Annotated in this window: 2 protein-coding genes; both read left to right on the top strand. The window is 63.6% G+C overall.

Annotation, left to right across the window (positions count from 1 at the left end):
- Nucleotides 1-116: 116 nt before the first annotated feature.
- Nucleotides 117-1631 carry an IS21 family transposase gene (gene istA, locus AC1Q5P_RS21785; RefSeq protein ID WP_492520013.1) on the top strand — a complete coding sequence of 505 codons (1515 nt, stop codon included), beginning with the start codon at nt 117-119 and terminating at the stop codon, nt 1629-1631.
- On the top strand, nt 1618-2346 hold the full coding sequence (gene istB / locus AC1Q5P_RS21780) for an IS21-like element ISSsp4 family helper ATPase IstB (RefSeq protein ID WP_492520012.1): 729 nt from the start codon (nt 1618-1620) through the stop codon (nt 2344-2346). Before istA ends, istB begins: the two co-directional genes overlap by 14 nt.
- Nucleotides 2347-2558 lie beyond the last annotated feature (212 nt).

The raw sequence follows: 2558 nt of genomic DNA, 5'->3' as shown, positions 1-2558 counted from the left end.
TGTGGAGCGGCGTGCAAAATTGACCCCCTTAGCGGGGTGATCGGCGTCTAAAATTGACCCCCTTCATCTCATTGTGAGAAGCGCCGCCGTTTGGGTTCCGGACGGCGGGTACAGGGATGTTGGTTGTGGAGACGATTACGAGGATCCGTCGGGAGCACCGGGACGGTAAGCCGATCAAGGCGATAGCACGGGATTTGCGGCTGTCGCGCAACACGGTGCGCAAGGCGGTCCGGGCGCCGAACGCAGATGCCAGTTACGAGCGCAAGGAACAGCATCGGCCGCAAACCGGCCCTTTCAGCACTCGCCTGGAAGAGCTGCTTGAAGAGAACGAAGGGCTGCCCCGGCGTGACCGGCTTCGCATGACGCGGATCCATGATCTGCTCCAGCGTGAAGGGTTCGGCGGCTCTTATGACGCTGTGCGGCGCTATGCCGCACGCTGGAAGCGTGAGCGTCGCGTCGAGGCCGGCGATATGGCCAAGGCGTTCATCCCGTTGATGTACCGGCCCGGCGAGGCTTACCAGTTTGACTGGAGCCATGAGGACGTCGAGATCGCCGGCAAGCCGATGCGCGTGAAGGTCGCGCATATGCGGTTTTGCTGGTCACGGGCACCATTTGTCCGTGCCTATCCTCGTGAGACGCAGGAGATGGTGTTCGACGCACATGCCCGCGCCTTTGCCTTCTTCGGCGGGGTTCCGACGCGCGGCATCTACGACAATATGAAGACGGCGGTGACGACGGTGTTCACCGGCAAGGAACGCCTGTTCAACCGGCGGTTCCTGATCATGACGGACCACTATCGCGTTGAGCCGGTGGCCTGCAGTCCTGCCGCAGGGTGGGAGAAGGGACAGGTCGAGAACCAGGTTCAGACCAGCAGGGAGCGCCTGTTCAAGCCGCGCCTGCGCTTTGCCAGCCTCGAGGAACTGAACATCTGGCTGGAGGCCGAGTGCCGGCGCTGGGCGGAACGCAACCAGCATCCTGACCAGGAAGATATGACGATCGCGCAGGCGCTGGAGGCGGAGCGGCCGATGCTGCAACCGCTACCGGTTCCCTTCGACGGGTTCTTCGAGAGCGAACACGTCGCCAGTTCGACGTGCCTCGTGAGCTTCGATCGCAACAGGTACTCGGTGATGGCAAAGGCGGCCCATCAGGCTGTGCAGGTGCGGGCCTATGCAACGCGCGTCGTGATCCGCTGCGAGGGCGCTGTCGTGGCCGAACACGAACGGGTCTTCGGCCGGAACCAGACGATCTTCGATCCATGGCATTACCTGCCCATCCTCGCCCGCAAGCCCGGGGCGTTGCGCAATGGCGCCCCCTTCCAGGACTGGGCTCTCCCACCTGCGCTGGCCCAACTGCGGCGCAAGCTGGGCAAGGGCGACGATGCCGACCGGCGCTTTGTACGCGTCCTCGCCGCCGTCCCCGAAGATGGCCTGGAGGCTGTCGAGGCCGCAGTGCGCGAGGCACTCGGCGCCGGTACTGTCAGCGACGAGATCATCCTCAACATCCTGTCCCGTCGCCGCGAGCCTCATGATGCCCAGGCTATGGACGTCGTCGTCAACCTGAAGCTCAAGCATCCGCCAGAGGCGAACTGCGGCCGCTACGATACCGTGCGAGACCTCGATGCAGCGGCATGAGATCATGGCCGCCCTCAAGGGGCTGGGGCTCAAGGGCATGGTGACGGCCTTCGATGATGCCGTCACCAACGGCATCCGCCGCGACAGAACGATCATGGAGATGCTGGGCGACCTGTTGCGTGCGGAGACGGCGCACCGGGATGCGGCTTCGATCCGTTATCGCATGACCGCAGCCAAGCTTCCGGCGATCAAGGACCTGGATGGGTTCATGTTCGATGGCACGCCGATCAACGAAGGACTGATCCGCTCGCTTCATACGGGCTCGTTCCTGCCGGAACGCCGCAATATCGTGCTGATCGGCGGAACAGGCACGGGCAAGACCCATCTGGCTCTCGCTATCACCGCCGCGGTGGTGCGCGCCGGTGCCAGAGGCCGATACTTCAATACGGTCGATCTGGTGAACCGGCTCGAGGAAGAGGCTCGTCTGGGCAAGGCCGGCAGCCTTGCCACCCAACTCTCGCGGCTTGATCTCGTGGTGCTTGACGAGCTGGGCTACCTGCCGTTCGCCCGGTCCGGCGGTCAGATGCTCTTCCACCTGATCAGCAAGCTCTACGAAAAGACCTCGGTCATCATCACGACCAATCTCGCCTTCGGCGAATGGCCGAGCGTCTTCCACGACCCCAAGATGACCACCGCGCTTCTCGATCGCATCACGCACCACTGCGACATCATCGAGACGGGCAATGACAGCTGGCGGTTCAAAAACCGGAACTGAGCCGAAAACCCCTTCCCCCGGACCCCCATCCCCGGCGGTTAACCCGGTGGGTCAACAGGGACCTCCCACGGACGCCGCCGCCAGCACACCTGACGGTGCGCGTCGTCGTCCGTGGGCCCCTCCTATCGACTACCGGGATAACCGCCAGACTACCGAAAGGTGGGGTCAATATTGGGCGCCGATAGGGGGTCAGTTTTGCGCGCCGGTTGACA

Source organism: Novosphingobium sp. GW835-FHT14H07 (assembly GCF_058793515.1).
The sequence above is the reverse complement of the archived record's forward strand: the minus strand, read 5'-3'. Positions and strand labels throughout refer to the sequence as shown.